We start from the raw sequence: 13,286 nt of genomic DNA, 5'->3' as shown, positions 1-13,286 counted from the left end.
AAACCACCCAAGACTCTTTTTTAACTTGAGAGTTCAGTTAAAATGCGCCCTGCGAATTACGTAATCAAGCACCCTAAAACCAACGATAAAGATAAACACCGACAATGAAACCACGGTGATGAAGTAGGCCATGGATAGGGGGGGCATTATTAATGATGAATTAATGAGTCCGAGGATGATGGCATTGTCCATGTACCAGGTAAATGAGTCCATGTATGCGTGAGCTAGGATCATGAGCACTAAGCCCCTCAACCCCCTGTTAACGGTTTGATAGGCTTTAAGGAGCATCGACGAACCTGGGTGGAATAGGAAGGAGACAATGGGCTGAATGGTAAGGCCGACCAGGCTTATGATGGGTATTGCCGTGGTGTACTTAATGCTGGGATTTATTGGTGTGGGTATTAACAATGGCAATACCACACTCATTATCGTGAATGCCACGTCCACGAGGGCGAAGCCATAACCAATGTATGGGGCTGACTTGAGTTCACGACCCTAACGGCCAAGTACCTAAAGACCTCCTGGGACACGCCCGCCACGAGACCCGTGTAAATGGTTACCAGGTAAATGTTCAACTTAACAAAACCCAACACCACATTTGTGGCTGATGAGACATTAATCAACACATCCTTAATGTGAGTAAGGATTAATATGAGGAATGGAACTGCCTGAACAACAACCTGCAGCGCCAGTGAAAGTAGCATGAAACCAATGCCAATTAAAATCCACGAAGCCTTACCACGCCAGGCAAACCTACTGAATAGGACGTAGGTTATGGCGGAGGCTGTGATTAAGTATATGGTTGCGAGTAATGCCGTAGTTACCTGTGTCATGCGGATTTCACGTTCTAAGTCCCAACTTCCCTAAATATTAATCCTTTATTGTAGGGAGAAAGACCTTTTAAGAGTGATACTCTAGTCTTCCCGGCAATGAGGATTAGGGAGCTACCCTACTTCACTAAGTGGTTCATATTGGGTATTGTAATTGGTGTTGTGGCCGGGTTCTCAGCACTGGCCTTCTACTTCACGCTTAAGCTCATGGAGTCCTTATTCATGGGGGGGAGGCTTGTTGGTTATGAGATACCCGAGCCCCTTGGTGAGGGTGGCTCATTAAATTACGTATTTCATGCGAAGCGTGTTTGGTTGATACCATTATCAACGGTGCTCGGCGGCCTATTATCGGGGCTTATAGTCTATACCTGGGCTCCCGAGGCCGAGGGCCACGGAACTGATGCGGCCATAAACGCATTCCATAGGCTCCAGGGTAGGATTAGGAGGAGGATACCACCGATTAAGTTGATTGCCTCGGCAATAACCATTGGGTCTGGCGGCAGTGCTGGTAGGGAGGGGCCCACGGCCCAGTTAAGCGCCGGTATTGGGTCTATCATTGCCGATCTATTCTCCCTAACGCCTGAGGATAGGAGGGTCGCCGTTGCCGTGGGTATTGGGGCTGGCATAGGCTCAATATTCAAGGCGCCAATAGGCGGTGCAATACTGGCTGCGGAGATACTCTACAAGAGGGACTTTGAGTCGGAGGTCCTCTTCCCAGCCTGATAGCCTCTGCGGTGGGCTACGTAATATTTAGCTCGGTGGTGGGCTTCACACCAATATTTGGTTATTACACCGGTACATTTAACCCACTGAGGCTACCGCTCTACGCCGTGCTCGGCGTGATCGATGGGTTAATGGCGATGCTCTACGTTAAGACCTTCTACTCAGTACATGATGCGTTCAAGAGGTGGAGGGTTAATAATTACGTAAAGCCCGTGGTGGGTGGGGGGGCCGTGACCGGGTTAATTGGGTTGCTATTTCCCGAGGTTCTGGGCACGAGTTATGGTTGGTTAAACCTGGCGGAGTTCAACGTTGCCAATGCCTTCATATCACCGGTAATCGCGCTACCGCCGTTGATAATCCTCGTATTACTACCCTTCCTCAAGATAGTGGCCACGTCATTCTCAATAGGCTCGGGGGGGGTAGTGGCGGTGTCTTTGCTCCAGGCATAGTCATTGGGGGGGCGTTCACCGGATTTGACGTCTGGTTGATCTTCCACTACCTGGTGCCAAGCCTAGCCTCGGACCCAGCCCCATTCGTGATAATAAGCATGTTAGCCCTCTTTGGCGCCGCGGCTAAGGCGCCGTTGGCGGTGATGTTCATGGTCGTTGAGATGACGGGTAGCTATCAACTACTGCCCGGCGCAATGATTGCCGTGGCAATAGCTTACCTAATCTCAGGTGACTACACGATTTATAGGGCGCAGGTGCCCACGAGGAGGGATTCACCGGCTCATGTTAATGAGTACAGGGTGCCGCTATTAATGGAGATTAGGGTTGGTGAGTGCGGGTTGGTTAAGGAGCCCATCGCCCACGCCGATGAGGATGCGGCCACAGCACTAAATAAAATGCTTAGGTACAGGTACACAGCACTACCTGTCGTTGATTCTGAGGGCAGGTTCATAGGTGTGGTGAACCTCTACGACATGGGTGGGGGGGGCAGGGGGGGTAGGGTACGTGATTACGTGAAGCCCATGCGCTACGTAACGCCGGAGTCGACGCTTTATGATGCATTGGGTGTGATGAGTGAGTCAGGCACCACGTGGGTGCCTGTGGTAAATAATGGTGAATTCCTGGGGATACTAACCATGGAAAGCATGAATAAGGCTTACTCAGAGGGATTGAAGAGATTAGGGGGGTTGACGTTCCTGGATGATTGATGGGGTGAGTGTATCCAGCCCTCCCAATCCCCCCCTGGCCCTCCGTCCCTCAACACCATAATCACCTCTTTAGAACCCATTACCAAACCACCAACTGGCACTGCATTAAAGACTATGAAAAATCAAGCGCCTAATCAATTCATTATCCACAGCCCTAGGCGACACCGCATAGACGCGGGCACCGAGGCTCAGGGCCTCCCTAAGCACCTGCTCACCATCGGCCTCCGCATTAACCACATTAATCAACAGGGCGTAGTCCATAGAGCCAGGCCTAATGGGTAATAATGCAGCGTCTGCGCACACCACGTCAACGCTTGGCAGGTTATTGGCGTACCTAAGCACACCGCAGGCGATGTCAAGGCACACGTACTGCCTAGCCGAACCAGACAGAAGGCCGGCCCCCCCCACGCCAACCCCCCCACAACCAACATCCAACACCCTCGCACCCCCCCCTAACACCCAGCGCCTCCGCGGCGCCTAGGTAGCCAAGCACGCTATCCCTTAGGTAAAGCTCCAGGTACCTGGTGCCCAGGGCCTCGTAGTAACTACGCACATAGAGCTTATACCCAAGCATAGCCACTGTTAACTACTGCGGTTGCACTTTAAGTCTCAGCCTCATTACCTAGATACCCCCCCAACCTCCCTAATGCGTCATTCCCATCAATACCCAGCTTCACTACCCCCCCACAACCCTATTCCTGTACATTAGGTAAATCGTCAAGTCATACATGATCTTCATGGACCCACTGATTATGAATGGTAGGGAGTAGAGCCCCCCCTGGGATATTAAATCACCAACAATTAATGGACCGGGCAGGGAGCCTATGCTCCTCGCGGTATTCGTCACTGCATTCGCCGGGACCCTCTCCTCATCACTGAATATCTGCGCCATGAACGCCTGCCTAGTCGGCACATCCATCTGGGAAACGCTCTGCCTAAGTAGGAGGAATGCGAGACTCCCCCCCATGAAGGAGCCCGCGAGTGGCACTAGGATTAGGAATACGTTTGATAACAAATGCGTGTAGACCATGGTCCTCAAATTACCAATCCTCTCAGCAATCAACGGCGCAATAACCAGCGAGACCGCGGTAACCACATTAACAACCATAAAAACCAACCCCAACTCCCTCAGGGTCACCCCATAACGAACATAGAACCAGTAGGACAGTAGGGACTGAGTAACCAAACCACCGCCAAAGGCATCCACCGAGAACAGTATCGATAAATTCCTAATATCAACAACGGCAGCCCTACCCAAACTCCTCAACCAGGCCTCCTACCCCCAGCCTCAATATTACCCAACGCACTGTAGATTATCGCCATGAACAAACCGGCCATGGCGTATATGAGGTACATCGACCTAACAAGCACCAGTTTATCCCCCAGGTAGGCCGGTATTGATGATGCGAGGGCGCCCAGGGATGATGCTGAGTAACCGATTAGGTGTAACCGATTAGGTTGTAGATACCCAGGACCCTACCCAACCTATTGCCCGTGAACCTGGGCAGTACGCCAACCTCAATGGATTGGAAGGGACCCGCCTCAGTCCCTGTCGTACTTATGTTGCCCATGAACAGCGCCAGGGCTAGTATGGGGGGGTATAGCGAGGATGAGGATAGGAGGATGCCGGAGACGAACGTGAGGAGACTAAAAATGATTAATAACCTCCTCCTACCAATCACGTCGCCAAACCACGTAAGTAGTATGTTTGAGGAGACATTACCGAGGACTACCAGGAATATGGATGCACCAACATAGATTGGTGAAAAACCCAGCATTGCCAGGTAAATCGGCGTCAGCACACTGACCATGCCGAAGACAAAGGTCCTCAACCCCTTAACAAATAAAATCAGGTAAACACTCCTGTGCATCCTAACTGGGCGAGGGGGGGAATCACCGATTTAAGCATAATCACCGTTAGATTGGGGGGGTGATGACCCAATAAAGCAATATAAGTGGGTGTGTTGGTGATTAATTGAATGGGTTGTGCATTGAGAGTTGAAAAATTGACTGTTAGGTACGGGAGTAAGGTCGCCGTTAACGGCCTAAGCACCTGCGTAAGGCAGGGAGAGACCTACTGCCTCCTGGGCTAATGGGCTGGTAAGACGTCGACTATTAAGGCCGTGCTAGGCTCGTGAGGTATGAGGGGGTCATAGACATACTGGGCATGGGACCACCAAGGCCCGAGGTCATGAACAACGTGGGTGCTGTCCTGGAGACTCCGTTGGTCCTTGAAACCCTGAGCCCAAGGGACTTCCTGGAGTTCGTGGGCTCTGTTAGGGGTGTTAGGGATTCGAGGTACGTGGAGACATTGGTTAGGGCCCTGGGACTTGAGGAGTTCATTGACAAGCCCATAATGTCCCTCTCGGCGGGTAATAGGCAGAAGGTGGCCATAGTGGCTGCCCTAATGCATAGGCCTAGGCTCCTGCTCATGGATGAGCCATTCAACTACCTCGATACTAAGTCCGTGAGGATCGTCAAGGAGTTAATGCAGAGGCACCTAGAGTCTGGGGGGGGCTCGATACTATTCACTACTCACATAATGGAGGTTGCCGAGAGGGTTTGCACCAGGATTGGTATAATAAACGCGGGTAGGTTGATCGTGGAGGGTACGCCCATGGAAATAATGAACGCAGTCAACGCGGGTAGTCTCGAGGATGCCTTCCTAAGGGCCATTAGGCTGAGGACGAGATTAAGGCTTATTGGAGGGTTTGTGACCATGAATCCCTGGGAGCTCGGTGATCTGGTCTATAGGGAGTTGCTTGTCCAGGCAATAACCCAGGTCAGGAGGACTGGGGCTAGGCCCGTCAGGATTGATAGGGTTGTCGGCGGTTATAGGGTTATTAAGGCCGTAGCATCAATACTAATGGTCGCCTACCTAATTACACCATTAATCATTGCCTCAACCATGCACCTGAGAGGCGTGATTAACCTGTATCAATCACCACCGTATGAGTACATGACCATGTACTTCATAATACTAATGACATACATGCTACTCTCACCAATGATAACCTCTGTAATGGGCTACCCAGTTATCGGCGACCTACTCAGGACCCTGGGCCTTGATGAGGGCTCCATAAGGCTCGCAGCCACAATGGCCATTATAAGGGCCGTGGACGCGCCGTTAATATCGTCATTAACCACAGCCGCGGCAATAACGGCCGTGATTCACACGCCAACCCCCCCAGCACTAATCACCGTGCAGGCCCTGCTCCTAGGTCTCATTGGCCCTCTAATGGGTATTGTGGCCCTGGACACCGTGGTCAGGAGGAGGGGGCTCGGTGAGTGCGTTCCTGACAAGGTCCCTGGTGGTGGTCACAAACTCAATACCCTGGGTAATAGCGATGGCTCTCCTAATGCTCAGTGAGGACCCCCCCGGCATCATAAGCCCTGGGATTGCCCAGTACATACCGTTAATCAGCGATCCACTAATCATGAGCCACCCAACGGCCCTCATAAACTCCGTGGCCACAACAGCCGTGTTAACCACCGTCGACGCATACTTAGTGATTAATGCTGGGTCGAGGCTATTAATGCCGAGGATCCCAGGTGGTCCCGAGTCCCTAATCACCACTAACAAGCCATTCAGGGGGGGCTTCAGGTTTAGGGGGGGTGCGTTTATCGGCCTCGTTAGGTACTACATGAGGCAGCTGCTCAGTGCCAGGGGGGGTTCCCTGGGCATGGTTATTGGCGGGCTCCTGATGGCTGCATTCCTATATATTTCCCTGGCAACCTCGATGAAGGGCCTAACCCAGTTTGGGTTGGTCATGGGCGTCATGGCCTACGCCGCGCCCCTCGCCTTCATAACCTCGTTCCTACCAGTCATGATGTATAACGCGGAGTACTCGGCATTACCCATAATACTCACGATACCGGTAACGCCGATTAGGAGGATGCTGGCTAAGATCCCCATGGCCGTCACGGCTTACTACGCGCTGGCGGCACCGATGATCGCCATACTGGCGGCCCTCCACAGCTCATTCGCCATACCGCCGGTCCTAGCCCTCGCAGTGTCGCCCCCCCTCGCCTCCACTGTCATGTCGGCCATAGTGTTCCAGCTGGAGGTTAGGGACTACCTAAGTGGTTCCCAGGCATTGGCATTACTTAACCTGGTGAACACGGTGCTCATAATCACCGCAACCTCAATACCCATCATAGCCTTCTTTACTGCCCAGGTGCTGACCATGAGCATTACCTACTCAACAATGGCGCTTGTGATCACGGGCGCCGTGGAGACAATGGTGCTAGCCCTAGCCCTAATCTGGTTACTTAGGGCTTGCAAAAATGCCTAACAAACCACGTCACTGCTTCTGCTGGGCCTTCTGACCCTTCCTCGAGCCACTCAACTCCTCCTCAATCCACTCAAGCTTACCAAGCATTGGCTGCCTAAGGGTTAGGCTAACCCTAACCACGTCCCTGTTACCCGCCGTCACATAGCTAACCCCCCCCACAACCCTAGCCCTAACAACGTCACCCCCCCTACCAAGCCTACGCCTACTACGCTCACCAACAAAGGCACCGCTCTGCTTGTCATAAAGAACCACGTTATCCTCCATCATCTGAGTCCTATGTATCAAGGCGTCTATGGCCCAACCCTCACGAATGCACCAAAGTCCTCAGTCCTAACCACCTCACCCTCAACAACCTCATTAATCAACGGCGTGTAGACAAGGGCCTTAAAGCGAACCCTGTTGTATGTGGCCCCCCCATCACCAAATATTATCACACCCCCCCTCTTGCTCACCTCGACGTCGAATATCGCCACGTAGACGCCCACGTCCCTCTCAACCCTACCCACGTACTCACCCCCCCACAAAACCTCAAAGGCAACCCTCTCCAGCGGCTCCCCCCCAAACCTGCTGGGTGGGATCCTGATGTAGTCCTCGAGAGTCAAAACCCTAAACATGCAGGGTTCGTTTTAATAAACCCTTTAAAAAACTAATCACCCAACCCGTAAATCTCCCTCCACGGCCTACCCTCCTCAACCATCCTAAGTATCATAACCCTAACCTTCTCAACACACGTGAGCAGGTCCCTACCAAGCATATCCGCAATCGCTGGACTCGCCACGGAGGCTATGAGGCTTGAGGAGGTGGCAATGGCCATGTACCTAGCCAGGACAAACTCACCACTCAACTCAACAACCCTCTCCATAACCCTCCAGGCACTCACCAACTCATCACCACCGCAATCAACGCCCAGGGCGCCGCAGGACCTGTTCAACGCCTCGATGCATAGCCTCGAGAGGCCCCTGATTATTGATGCACCATCGCCGCTGAGAGCCTCGTTTATCCTACCCGGCAACTCATCCCTAAGGTACTTAATTAACGCCTCATCCCTCCTAATCATCATGCCTCAACGATAGTCTCATCAATCAATATGTTCTCCTCCCTAAACCCCCCCATCTCAACGAGCAACTTCTTAACCCTCTGCCTCTGGTCACCCTGAACCTCAATGGCATTATCCCTAACAGTACCACCAGCCGCAAGCCTGCGCTTAAGCTCCTTGGCAATGCCATTGATGTCTATAGCCTTAACATCAGAACTATCAAACTCAATAACAGTAACTAAATGCCTCTTCCTCCTCTCAACCCTAACCCTAACCAACGCCTGCTCCTTCGCAATCTCCGCCTCAGCCGTACTCTCACCACCAAGCACCGACGAAAGCAACTCATCAACTATGTCTCCCTGACCCTCCCCCCCACTCATGGACCGGTAAGTAAGTAATGCATGTATTTATATCTTTTGCGTCCAGGAAAGGACGGCATCACGAAACGAGAATCGACGAACCGCTGAGGTCGATGAAGACCCTACCACCAACACTAACGAGGCCCACGTAAACAAGGAGGAAGCGCGTTAATGAGGCTGGGCTAAGCCCAAGCCCCCCCATCACGCAGTCCATGGGGGGCCGAGATATCGACGACGCCGCCACCCACATCCCTCGTGACCGCCATGGGCCTCGGGAAGTCAAGGCCCCTGGGAGGTCCCAAAGATCGAGCGGTGGGTTGAGTGGGCGTGACCTACAGCCAACGGCCCTGCGCCCAACCACCGAGACGCCAATCACGTAGTCACCAACGAGAAAGCCAAGGACCAGGTCAAACCAGGGCTTGTCAACGGGCCCCTCAACCACCACACCCCTAATGGTGAGGCCACTTATTGGGTACTCACGGCCCAGGTCTACGAGGGTAAACCAGGGAACCGCCTGAATGGGCAGTAGGTACTTATCACCAACCCTACGGGCCCCCCCAAACCTCCTACCCAACTCAACACTCGAGGCCCTAAACAGGGCCTCCAACTCATCCAGGGAGGTGGCGGGGGGGAATTTACCGCCGAATTGCCTAACAACCATGGCCATCAGACGCAGGCGTTCTTCAAAGCCTCCTCGCACTTGACGTGCACGTCCCTTGGTATCCTAGGTATCACGTTTATGAGTACCTTACGGGCTAGCTCCAGCTTCTCACTCATGACCCTCTCCACAAGCTCGGCAGTCACGGGTTGGTGCGGAACCCAAATATCGTAGTCAGTCACCAGGGCAAGCAATGAGTAGCACATGCCCAACTCACGCACCAGGTTTATCTCGGGCACGAGCGTCATGCCAATTATGTCACAGCCGTAGACATCCCTCCAAACCCTGGACTCAGCCTTTGTGCTGAACCTCGGGCCCTCAATACACACGTAGCAACCACCGAGGTGAGTCCTATTAACCTTGCTAGCCTCCTCAAAGAGCAATTGATTAATGACTGGGTTGAAGGCTCAAGGCCAATCTGTATGTGGCAGGTCCTAGGACCATCAAAGAACGTGTACTCCCTACCCTTCGTAGCATCAAAGAACTGGTCAGGAATCACGAAATCCCCCCCAGGCGCGAAGTCCTGCCTAAGACTACCCACAGCACTAACACTAATCACAGCCCTAACACCAAGGGCCCACAAGGCCCAGGCATTGGCCCTATACGGAATCTTATGCGGCGGGTACCTATGCCCACGGCCATGCTAGGCAGGAAGGCAACCCACTCATTACCAACCCTACCAATCACGACATTATCGCTTGGCAAGCCATAGGGCGTGTGAAGCTGAACCTCAAAATACTCACTGAAGAAACCAGCCTCATAAAGCCCACTACCACCAATAACACCCACGTAGGCAGGGCATCAAGACCCAACTCACGCGGGTCAACGGGCGCCTTGGTAACCGTCAACTTCCTAACCCCCAACCACGGTAATGCCGGGAAAACAAACTATAAAAGCGTTACCCGCACAACCCACGAAACAACACGAGAAAGAAGCCGGGGGGGATAAGCCCGGAGCTAAGGCAATGACCCGAAACCACCAGTTGCATTACACACAACTATCTTACCCCCGAGGCAACGCCAGCCCTATCCCGTAGGATGGCGCCACACCCACGGCATACGGCCTCGCACCACTCGACAACACCCGAGGCAGCCCCCAGCACGGAGCCTGAGGCATTGACTACGTATATCACGGGCTCCTCAATCACGTACTCACCCTCCATGTAGAGCTGCTCCGCGGTTGGCGTTGCGTTTGGTGGTGGGCCAACGTGGCCGATCCACCCATTCCCAACCATGAGCTGAACCTCCTCAGCCTCACTGGTTATGTTACACACCGGCAGTGCGTAGGGCACTGCGGAGTAAATAACAACGGCGATTGTGTCGCCAGGCGTAACATTAATCGCCGAAAAACCAACACTGAACACCGTGTATATCGCCGGCAAGTTCACAGACCTCGCGAATTGCCAGAACGTGGTGAGACTGGGCTGCGTGGTGTTACCCTGGGCATATGGGTATGGCTGGTTAACGGCGTGTATAAGCGACTCAGTCGGCACAGACTGATTATCATTAATGGCGATTAACCTACCATTTACGTAAACACCCATGACCATCGAACCCTCCCAACTAGGCAACCTCGATAAGGCAGACAGGGTCTCATTAATAATACCCAGCGGGAAGGCTATGAAAACCCCCCCAACACCATTAACCACCACAGAACCATGCGGGTGAAAGTAAAGTATGACCATGGTGTTGCCGGGAATAACCACATAATCACCATAACAAAGGAGGTAACCATAGGAAACCTCGCTGGGGACGGGGGTTGGCAAACCCACAGGCCTCGTAATAAAGAACCTAAAAACAAACAAAGAAGCCACAACAACCACAGCCACCAAAAACCACCCCCCCCACCCTCAAACCCACAACCATCAAACCCCCCCCACACCACAGAACCCCCCCCTTAAAACTTCAGCATCACAAACAACACCCTTAAACTCCCCCCCAAACCACCAACAAACAACCACACAGCTAAAACGCAACTCAGACAGAAAACATGAACAAAGCAACCCAACCCCCCCAACCACACCCAGGCACCCACCCATTAAACCCCCCCACCACCCGCACCTGGGGCGATTGGGAGTGGCGGGCTCCCCCCCCTCGGGAAAACCCTCGGGGGTTACACCCCCCCCACCCCCCCATCAACCCCCCCGTCTTCTACGGGGGGGACCCTCACCCGGCACCCGGCGGGTTTCCCCCCCACCGGGCACCGAGCGGCCGCCTCTTTTCGGGGGGGAGGGCTTCCCGCTTAGATGCCTTCAGCGGTTATCCCCCCCTACGGCGTGGCTGCCCGGCTCTGCCCTGTAGGCAACCGGTAGACTAGAGGCCGCGGCGCCCCCCCGTTCCTCTCGTACTGAGGGCACCTTCCCCCCCTCAGGCGGCCAGCACCCCCCCCGACAGGTAGAGTCCGACCTGTCTCACGACGGTCTGAACCCATCTCACGTTCCCCCCCCTTTAATGGGCGGGCAGCCCCCCCACCCTTGGGGGGCTGCTGCACCCCCCCAGGATGGAAGAGACGACGTCTGGGTACCAAACCGCGGGTCGATGGGAACTCTCACCCGCGACGAGCCGGTTACTCCTGGGGTAACTTTTCTGTCATGCCCGGCCCCCCCACTGGTGGGGGGGCACGAGCGTTCGCTAGGCCCGGGTTTCCCCCCCCTGCGCCCCTTGCGTTCAAGGGCGCAGTCAGCCCGGCATTTGGCCTTACCCTCTACGGCGGAGTTCTGACCCGCCTGAGCCGAGCTTTGGGCACCCCCCCTGATATCCTTTCAGGGGTGTGCCGCCCCCCCAGCCGAACTGCCCACCCGCCGCTGTCCCCCCCCGGGTGCTACCCGGGGTTAGGGGTGCGGGAGGGAGTGGGTGGTGTTTCATTGGCGCATCCGCGCGGCCCGGAGACCGCGCTTCATCGCTCCCACCTACACTATGCACCCCCCCTCCCGCACCCCCAACGACGGGCTGCAGTAAAGCTCCACAGGGTCTTCTCGCCCCCCCGTCGGGGGGGGTCCCAGGACTCTGCACCCGGAGGTGGGTTCGCCGGGCCCCCCCGGGCCGGGACAGTGGGGGGGACCTCGTTGATCCATTCATGCACGCCGGAACTTACCCGGCAAGGCATTTGGCTACCTTAAGAGGGTCAGAGTTACCCCCCCCGGCCTTCAGCGGCGCTTCGCCCGGTTGAACCCGGGTTTCACGTACCGCCAGTGGCCAGGATTCAGCCCCCCCGTACACACCCTTACGGGCTAGCGGGGGGGACCTATGTTTTTGTTAAACAGTCAGGTCCCCCCCTTGCCACTGCGACCCACGGCTCCAGTGGTAACCACCAGAGCCGCGGGGCACCCCCCCTTCTCCCGAAGTTACGGGGCTAATTTGCCGAGTTCCCTGGCCCGGGGTCACCCGAGCCGCCTTGGGCTTCTCACCCAGGAACACCTGTGTCGGTTCTCGGTACGGTCGTGGGGGCTCGCTCCCCCCCACCCCCCCTTTTCATGGGCCCCCCCGGGAGTCGGGTGGACCGGGCTCAAGGCCCGGCTATTCCCGCCTTCAGCCGGTTCTCGCCATTACGGCACTCCCCCCCGGCCTTCAGCGGTTAAGCGGGGGTATTCCCCCCCGCCCACCCTATCCCGAGGCGTCGAGGGTGGGGGGGCCTGCGTTGCCGCGAGGCCTACCCCCACGGCACGGGAATATTAACCCGTTTCCCCCTTCGGCGGGTACCAATTAGGCCCCCGCCTTAGGACCGGCTAACCCATGGCTGATTGTCGTTGCCATGGAACCCTGGTCCTTTCCGGCGGAGGGGGGGGTTCCCACCCCCTCTTCGCTGCTACTACCACCGGGATCTGCATCGGCCACGGGTCCACCGGACCTCACGGCCCGGCTTCCGCCCCCATGGCCGCGCCCCCCCTACCCCACGCGGACCAACGGTCCGCGGGCCGGGGTCTCGGCGGCGGGCTTGAGTCCCTAGACATCTTCGGGGGCCCCCCCCGCCTCAGCGGGTAAGGTGTTACCCACTTCTTAGCCGATGGCTGCTTCTAGGCCCACGGCCCCGCTGTCTTGGGCGGGGGGGGACACCCTTCTAGGTTGACACTTAGCCCGCACTTAGGGGGGGCCTTAACCCCCCCGGTCTGGGTTGTTTCCCTCTCGGCCCTCAGGCTTACCCCCCCGAGGAACCCGCCTCCCCCCCCTTCTTCGGAGCCCACGGGTTCGGAGTTTGACCGGGGGGGACCGGGGCCTTTCGGCCCCCTGCAT

General features: G+C 55.5%; 18 protein-coding genes, 1 rRNA gene and 1 pseudogene. 5 read left to right on the top strand and 15 right to left on the bottom strand.

Annotation, left to right across the window (positions count from 1 at the left end; genetic code table 11):
• Positions 1-33 precede the first annotated feature (33 nt).
• Positions 34-441 carry a hypothetical protein gene (locus JCM11217_RS16370; RefSeq protein ID WP_243679200.1) on the bottom strand — a complete coding sequence of 136 codons (408 nt, stop codon included), beginning with the start codon at positions 439-441 and terminating at the stop codon, positions 34-36.
• Positions 426-833 carry a hypothetical protein gene (locus tag JCM11217_RS16365; protein WP_243679199.1) on the bottom strand — a complete coding sequence of 136 codons (408 nt, stop codon included), beginning with the start codon at positions 831-833 and terminating at the stop codon, positions 426-428. Before JCM11217_RS16365 ends, JCM11217_RS16370 begins: the two co-directional genes overlap by 16 nt.
• A 96-nt stretch (positions 834-929) precedes the next feature.
• Here JCM11217_RS16365 and JCM11217_RS16360 point away from each other — a divergent pair, with 96 nt between their 5' ends.
• Genes JCM11217_RS16360 through JCM11217_RS16350 form a run of 3 tightly spaced genes read left to right on the top strand, consistent with a single transcriptional unit; the run spans position 930 to position 2,709 of the window.
• A complete protein-coding gene (locus tag JCM11217_RS16360; protein WP_243679198.1) occupies positions 930-1,553 on the top strand; it encodes a chloride channel protein in 624 nt (207 codons plus the stop codon).
• Between the two features lie 11 nt (positions 1,554-1,564).
• A complete protein-coding gene (locus tag JCM11217_RS16355; RefSeq protein ID WP_243679197.1) occupies positions 1,565-2,002 on the top strand; it encodes a chloride channel protein in 438 nt (145 codons plus the stop codon).
• Positions 1,918-2,709 carry a chloride channel protein gene (locus tag JCM11217_RS16350; protein WP_243679266.1) on the top strand — a complete coding sequence of 264 codons (792 nt, stop codon included), beginning with the start codon at positions 1,918-1,920 and terminating at the stop codon, positions 2,707-2,709. Before JCM11217_RS16355 ends, JCM11217_RS16350 begins: the two co-directional genes overlap by 85 nt.
• 105 nt (positions 2,710-2,814) lie before the next feature.
• Here the strand turns inward: JCM11217_RS16350 and JCM11217_RS16345 are convergent, their stop codons facing one another.
• The 4 genes from JCM11217_RS16345 to JCM11217_RS16330 form a co-directional block, all read right to left on the bottom strand.
• The gene (locus tag JCM11217_RS16345) at positions 2,815-3,117 is read right to left on the bottom strand and encodes a methyltransferase domain-containing protein (protein WP_243679196.1); all 303 of its coding nucleotides are present in this window, start codon (positions 3,115-3,117) and stop codon (positions 2,815-2,817) included.
• The gene (locus JCM11217_RS16340; RefSeq protein ID WP_243679195.1) at positions 3,083-3,283 is read right to left on the bottom strand and encodes a hypothetical protein; all 201 of its coding nucleotides are present in this window, start codon (positions 3,281-3,283) and stop codon (positions 3,083-3,085) included. The genes JCM11217_RS16345 and JCM11217_RS16340 overlap by 35 nt, the downstream gene beginning before the upstream one ends.
• A 102-nt stretch (positions 3,284-3,385) precedes the next feature.
• Positions 3,386-3,976, bottom strand: a complete 591-nt coding sequence (locus JCM11217_RS16335) for an MFS transporter (protein WP_243679194.1) — start codon at positions 3,974-3,976, stop codon at positions 3,386-3,388.
• 172 nt (positions 3,977-4,148) lie between these two features.
• Positions 4,149-4,580, bottom strand: coding sequence for a hypothetical protein (locus JCM11217_RS16330; protein ID WP_243679193.1), 432 nt, complete (start codon positions 4,578-4,580; stop codon positions 4,149-4,151).
• A 263-nt stretch (positions 4,581-4,843) separates the two neighbouring features.
• On the opposite strand from JCM11217_RS16330, the gene JCM11217_RS16325 reads away from it, so the two are divergent.
• Positions 4,844-6,079, top strand: coding sequence for an ABC transporter ATP-binding protein (locus tag JCM11217_RS16325; protein WP_243679192.1), 1,236 nt, complete (start codon positions 4,844-4,846; stop codon positions 6,077-6,079).
• Positions 5,994-7,004 (top strand): hypothetical protein, encoded by a 1,011-nt coding sequence (locus JCM11217_RS16320; protein WP_243679191.1) that lies wholly within the window; start codon positions 5,994-5,996, stop codon positions 7,002-7,004. The genes JCM11217_RS16325 and JCM11217_RS16320 overlap by 86 nt, the downstream gene beginning before the upstream one ends.
• Positions 7,005-7,013: 9 nt before the next feature.
• Here the strand turns inward: JCM11217_RS16320 and JCM11217_RS16315 are convergent, their stop codons facing one another.
• The 9 genes and pseudogenes from JCM11217_RS16315 to JCM11217_RS16300 all read right to left on the bottom strand — a co-directional run.
• Positions 7,014-7,271 carry a hypothetical protein gene (locus tag JCM11217_RS16315; RefSeq protein WP_243679190.1) on the bottom strand — a complete coding sequence of 86 codons (258 nt, stop codon included), beginning with the start codon at positions 7,269-7,271 and terminating at the stop codon, positions 7,014-7,016.
• Between the two features lie 23 nt (positions 7,272-7,294).
• A complete protein-coding gene (locus tag JCM11217_RS16310) occupies positions 7,295-7,618 on the bottom strand; it encodes an RPB7/RPC8 family DNA-directed RNA polymerase subunit (protein WP_243679189.1) in 324 nt (107 codons plus the stop codon).
• Between the two features lie 32 nt (positions 7,619-7,650).
• Positions 7,651-8,064 carry a hypothetical protein gene (locus tag JCM11217_RS10515; RefSeq protein WP_243679188.1) on the bottom strand — a complete coding sequence of 138 codons (414 nt, stop codon included), beginning with the start codon at positions 8,062-8,064 and terminating at the stop codon, positions 7,651-7,653.
• Entirely contained in the window at positions 8,061-8,420 is a 360-nt protein-coding gene (locus JCM11217_RS10510; protein ID WP_054842896.1) for a translation initiation factor, read from the bottom strand. The genes JCM11217_RS10515 and JCM11217_RS10510 overlap by 4 nt, the downstream gene beginning before the upstream one ends.
• A 58-nt stretch (positions 8,421-8,478) precedes the next feature.
• Positions 8,479-9,060 carry a hypothetical protein gene (locus JCM11217_RS10505; protein ID WP_243679187.1) on the bottom strand — a complete coding sequence of 194 codons (582 nt, stop codon included), beginning with the start codon at positions 9,058-9,060 and terminating at the stop codon, positions 8,479-8,481.
• A 5-nt stretch (positions 9,061-9,065) separates the two neighbouring features.
• A pseudogene (locus JCM11217_RS10500) lies at positions 9,066-9,920 on the bottom strand (S-methyl-5'-thioadenosine phosphorylase).
• Between the two features lie 134 nt (positions 9,921-10,054).
• Positions 10,055-10,885 carry a hypothetical protein gene (locus JCM11217_RS10495; RefSeq protein ID WP_243679186.1) on the bottom strand — a complete coding sequence of 277 codons (831 nt, stop codon included), beginning with the start codon at positions 10,883-10,885 and terminating at the stop codon, positions 10,055-10,057.
• Between the two features lie 36 nt (positions 10,886-10,921).
• Complete coding sequence (locus JCM11217_RS16305) at positions 10,922-11,095, bottom strand: hypothetical protein (protein WP_243679185.1); 174 nt, start codon at positions 11,093-11,095, stop codon at positions 10,922-10,924.
• 11 nt (positions 11,096-11,106) lie between these two features.
• Positions 11,107-13,286, bottom strand: a 23S ribosomal RNA gene (locus tag JCM11217_RS16300); the annotation flags it as partial.

This window comes from Vulcanisaeta distributa JCM 11217, assembly GCF_001316005.1.
Lineage (GTDB): Archaea > Thermoproteota > Thermoprotei > Thermoproteales > Thermocladiaceae > Vulcanisaeta > Vulcanisaeta distributa_B.
This window is presented reverse-complemented; position numbering and strand designations above follow the sequence as displayed.